The organism is Halorubrum sp. SD612, assembly GCF_002135005.1.
The window spans coordinates 1-4,786 of record NZ_NEWI01000171.1; the positions used below are offsets into that span (position 1 = coordinate 1).

4 protein-coding genes and 1 pseudogene are annotated in these 4,786 nt (G+C 66.4%); 2 read left to right on the top strand and 3 right to left on the bottom strand.

The window, feature by feature from the left end:
- Positions 1-220: pseudogene (locus tag B9G38_RS14255) on the top strand (glutathione S-transferase family protein); the annotation flags it as partial.
- Positions 221-274: 54 nt separating this feature from the next.
- Here the strand turns inward: B9G38_RS14255 and B9G38_RS14260 are convergent.
- Genes B9G38_RS14260 through B9G38_RS14270 form a run of 3 tightly spaced genes read right to left on the bottom strand, consistent with a single transcriptional unit; the run spans position 275 to position 3,615 of the window.
- Positions 275-1,336: a sugar ABC transporter permease gene (locus B9G38_RS14260; RefSeq protein WP_086220809.1), complete on the bottom strand. Its 1,062-nt coding sequence runs from the start codon at positions 1,334-1,336 to the stop codon at positions 275-277.
- The gene (locus B9G38_RS14265) at positions 1,333-2,325 is read right to left on the bottom strand and encodes a carbohydrate ABC transporter permease (RefSeq protein WP_086220810.1); all 993 of its coding nucleotides are present in this window, start codon (positions 2,323-2,325) and stop codon (positions 1,333-1,335) included. The genes B9G38_RS14260 and B9G38_RS14265 overlap by 4 nt, the downstream gene beginning before the upstream one ends.
- A 21-nt stretch (positions 2,326-2,346) precedes the next feature.
- Positions 2,347-3,615, bottom strand: a complete 1,269-nt coding sequence (locus tag B9G38_RS14270; protein WP_198945706.1) for an extracellular solute-binding protein — start codon at positions 3,613-3,615, stop codon at positions 2,347-2,349.
- A gap of 205 nt (positions 3,616-3,820) precedes the next feature.
- Here B9G38_RS14270 and B9G38_RS14275 point away from each other — a divergent pair.
- Positions 3,821-4,786: ABC transporter ATP-binding protein (locus tag B9G38_RS14275; RefSeq protein WP_086220811.1), on the top strand; the 966-nt coding region annotated here is incomplete at its 3' end.

Consider the following 4,786-nt stretch of genomic DNA (forward strand, 5'->3'; position numbering starts at 1 on the left):
CCAGTACGACAACCTCTGGCCGTACCTGCGCGACCTCTACCGGACGCCGGGCGTCGCCGAGACGGTGAACATGGACCACATCAAGGAGCACTACTACACCACGCACCCCGACGTGACGCCCTCGGGGATCGTCGCGCGCGGCCCCGACCTCGACTTCGAGGCCGACCACGACCGCGACCGGCTCGCGGGCGCGCCGCCGGCGCCGACCGCCGACGACTGAGCCGCGAGCGGGTCGTCAAAGAGAACGGAAAGGAGGAGGAGGCGGTCGGCGCGGCTATCCTTCCATCCCGCCGAACGAGAGGCCGTCCTCGACGGAGCGCTGCGCCGCGAAGTAGACGATCGCGACCGGCAGCGCGAACAGGTTCGCGAACGCCGCGAACCGCGTCCACGGGGTCGAGAACCGGCCCTCGGTCGCGATGTTGTACAGCTCCACCGAGAGCGGGTAGTTCTCGGGACGCAGCAGCGTCTGCGCGATGATGAACTCGTTCCAGCCGGCGAGCCAGACGAAGATCAGGACGACGGCGAGCCCCGGCTTCGTCAGCGGGAGGATGACCTCCCGGATCGTGTCGAGGAAGCTCGCGCCGTCGACCATCGCCGCCTCCTCGTAGGAGACGGGGATGTTGTCCATGTACGTCTTCAGCAGCCACGTGTTGAACGGGATCGCCCCCGCGGCGTAGAACAGCCCGAGGACGAACAGGTTGTTCGTCAGGCCGTACGAGCTGAACAGCGAGTACAGCGCCACGAGCGTCGCGATCGACAGCCCGGCGCCGATCTGCGTGAACAGGACGTAGCCGTAGAGGATCCGCTTGCGGCCGAGGAACTGCCGGCGCGAGAACGCGTACGCGCCGGGGACGATCATCGCGAACCCGGCGGCGATCGTCACGCTGACGATGTAGAGGCTGTTGAACACCGCGCCGGGCCCGGTCTCGGTCCCGGCCCACCGGAAGCTCACCAGTCCGCCGCTCCCCCCGAGGACGAGCTGGGGGTACCCCCAGTCGCCCTCGACGAAGAAGAAGTCGGACTCGAAGACGACCCAGTGGTACGCGCCGAGGTTGTACGTCGACGGGTCCGGGAAGATGCCGCTGGTCGTGAACAGCCGCGTTCCCTCCGCCAGCGACGCGGCGAAGATCCAGAACAGCGGGAACAGAAGCACCAACACCATCGCGAGCCCGAACAGCGTCATCAGGACGCTCTTCGCGACGTCCCACGGGGTGCGCTTCTCCGTGCGGAGGTCGTAGATCGCCCGCTGGATCGTGACGACGAAGCGCTTCGGCGCGGTCGCGAACGCGACCAGCTTGGCGGCGACGAACGCCGCGAACGAGCGGATCGCGCTCATTCGTCACCCACCCCCTCTGCGAGGCCGCCGTAGCGCACGGCGACGTACATGAACAGCCCGACGAAGGCGATGGCGACGATCAGTATCGCCGCCGAGAGCCCGAACTCGTTGAAGCTGATCGCCTCCCGGTAGCCGTACACGATGATCAGCTCGTTCTGTCTCGCCGGGCCGCCCTGGTTGAATACCCACGGGATCAGGAACTGCTGGAACGACGTCGCCGCGGTGAGGATCGAGGCGAAAAGCACCGGCCCCTTGATCGCGGGCAGCGTCACCGTCCGGAACCGGTGGAGGAACCCGGCGCCGTCGACCATCGCCGCCTCGTGGAGCGACTTGGGCACGTCCTGAAGCGCGCTCACGATGATGATCACCATGAACGGGTACGCAAGCCACACCTCCGTGGTGACGTACGCGAAGAAGGCCTCCCAGCGGCCGCTGAGGAAGCCGATCGGCACGTCGAAAAGCAGGACCTGCGGCGCCGACAGCGCCGACATGAACTCGTTGTACCGGCCGAGCAGCGTGTTGAACACGCCGAATCGGGCGTCGCTGAACATCCCGCGCCAGACGGTGATCGTGAAGATGCCGGGGAACCCCAGCGGGACGATCACCGCCGCGCGCATGTAGCGCTTGCCGACGACCCGCGCGTGGTTCAAGAGGAGCGCGATACCGACGGCGACGAACACCTTGACCACGAGCGAGACGGCGACGAACAGCCACGTCGTCGACATCGACGTCCAGAACTGCGGGTCCGCCAGCAGCTGCGCGTAGTTCGCGAGCCCGATCAGCTCCGCGCCGCCGCCGATGACCGACCCGGCGAACGTCGCGTCGGTCAGCGAGATGTAAAACAGGTAGACGATCGGGTACAGCATGAAACTCGAAAAGAGGATCGCGCCGGGGAGGACCAGGAGGAGCCCCCAGTCGCGGCCGGAGAACGGCAGCGCTGACCGGAGCCGCGAGAGCCCGCCGCCGACGTCGAGTTGTGAAGAGGCCATGGTGGGTCGAGGAGAGACCGCCTACTGGTTCTCCCGGATCTCCGACGCGGCCTGGTCGAGGGCCGGGCCGCTCTCCTGATCGCCGTTGAAGACGCGGGTCAGCGCCTCGGTGAGCGGCGTCCAGACGGCGTTCATGTTCGGGTGGGTCGGGATGGGGACGCCGTGGTCGACCTGCTGCGCGAACGCCTGAACGTCCTCGGAGAGGTTCCCGTCCTCCACGACCGAGGAGAGCACGGGGATGTACCCCTGCTCCTCGGCGTTGGTCTCGATGACCTCCTCGTTGGTAGTGTACCACTCCGCGAGCCCGGTCGCGGCGTCGACCGCGCTCTGGTCGGCGTCCGACAGCATCGCGCTGAAGTAGAACGTCTGGATGCCGGAGTAGGTCCGCGGGTTGTTGCCGTCGACGGTGGGCAGGGTCGTGACGCCGAGGTTCTCGACCTCGCTCTGGAGGTTCGCGATCTCCCACGGCCCGTTGATCGCGAACGGCGCGGCGCCGTCGGCGAACGCGACGATCTGCGACTCGTAGCCGGGGTCGGCCGGGACGTAGCCGAACAGCCGTTCGAGCGCGTCCATCCCCCGCTTACACGCGTCGCTGTCGAGGTCGTTCTCGAGGCTCTCGGTGTCGAAGATGTCCCCGCCGTACGCCTGAATGAACCCGCTGGCGAAGTACGGGTCGGTGACGGGGTACGAGAGGCCGTACTCGCCGTTCTCGGGGTTGTGGTACTCGTCCATCACCGAGATCATGTCCTCGAGCGTCTCGGGCGGCTCGTCGACCATGTCCTCGTTGTAGAACAGCGCGACGGTCTCCGAGGCGAACGGGAGCCCGTGGAGCGCGCCGTCGAACTGGACGGCTTCTTGCGCGGTCTCCGTGAAGACGTCGAGCGAGGCGTCGACGTCGTCGCTCGCGTCGTAGAGGAACGGCGGCTCCTCGCGGACCGCGAACCGGCCGATCCAGTCGTGCGCCCAGATCCACGAGTCGGGGCCCTCGCCCGACGGGATGGCGGTCTCGAGCTGCTGGTCGAGTTCGCCGCCGGGCTCGTTCTTCTCGATCGTGTTGGGACTCTGGGACTCGTACTGGTCGATGTACGAGGACATGGCCTCGTCCTCGCCGTCGGAGAGGTCGGTCCACAGGGTCGCGGTCCCGCCGCTCTCGCCGTCGGAACCGTCCGACCCGTCGCCGCCGTCGGAACCGTCCGACCCGTCGCCGCCGGTGCTGATACAGCCCGCGAGGCCCGCGAGCGCAGTCGTTCCCCCCATCGCCTTGAGCAGCGTTCTACGTTTCTCGTTCATGTGACTAGAACAAATGATGAATTATATTTTCATACATTTAGTGTTTGGGGTACATCCCGATCGATCCGGATCGATCCGCGTCGACGGTGCGACTCGACGATCGACTTGATCGACGCGGTCAGGCGAATATTTGAGAAGAGATTATTCACCAAATATCAGGAAAACAGCAAAGAACTCATATGCCAGTGGGACCGTTATCAGGGAAATGGCACGCGTCACGCTCGATACGCTCCGGAAGGAGTTCGACCGGGGAACCATCGTCGCCGTCAACGACCTCGACCTGGAGATCGACGACGGCGAGTTCGTGACCGTGGTCGGGCCGTCCGGGTGCGGGAAGACGACGACGCTCCGGATGGTCGCGGGGCTCGAAGAGCCCACCTCGGGCACCGTCAGCTTCGACGACGATGACGTCACCGACATCCACGCGAAGGAGCGCCCGGTCGCGATGGTGTTCCAGAACTACGCGTTGTACCCGCACAAGACGGTCCGCGAGAACATGGCGTTCGGGCTCAAGATGAGCACCGACATGGCGAAGGAGGAACGTCACGAGCGCGTCCGCGAGATGGCGGAGATGATGGGCATCGAGGACCTCCTCGACGACAAGCCGGACGAGCTCTCCGGCGGGCAGAAGCAGCGCGTCGCGCTCGGCCGCGCCATCGCGCGCGAGCCCGAGGTGTTCCTCTTCGACGAGCCGCTCTCGAACCTCGACGCGAAGCTCCGCACCGAGATGCGCGCCGAGATCCAGAAGCTCCAGAAGGAGTTCGGCGTCACCGCGATGTACGTCACCCACGACCAGGAGGAGGCGATGACGATGGGCGACCGCCTCGCGATCCTCAACGACGGCGAGCTCCAGCAGGTCGGCGAGCCCACCGAGGTGTACCAGAACCCCGTCAACGAGTTCGTCGCCGGCTTCATCGGCTCGCCGTCGATGAACTTCGTCGACGTCGACGTGGAGACGGACGGCAGCGGCGCGACGGTCCGGAACGAGGACGCCGGGTTCGAACTCGACCTCTCCGCGGAGTACGTCCGGGGCCACGACCTCCGGAACGGCCGGTACACGCTGGGGATCCGCCCGGAGAACATCGTCCTCGACGAGTCGCCGACCGGCGGCGAGAACCTGCGCTCGACCGTCGAGGTGGTCGAGCCCATCGGCTCCGACAACTACGTGCAC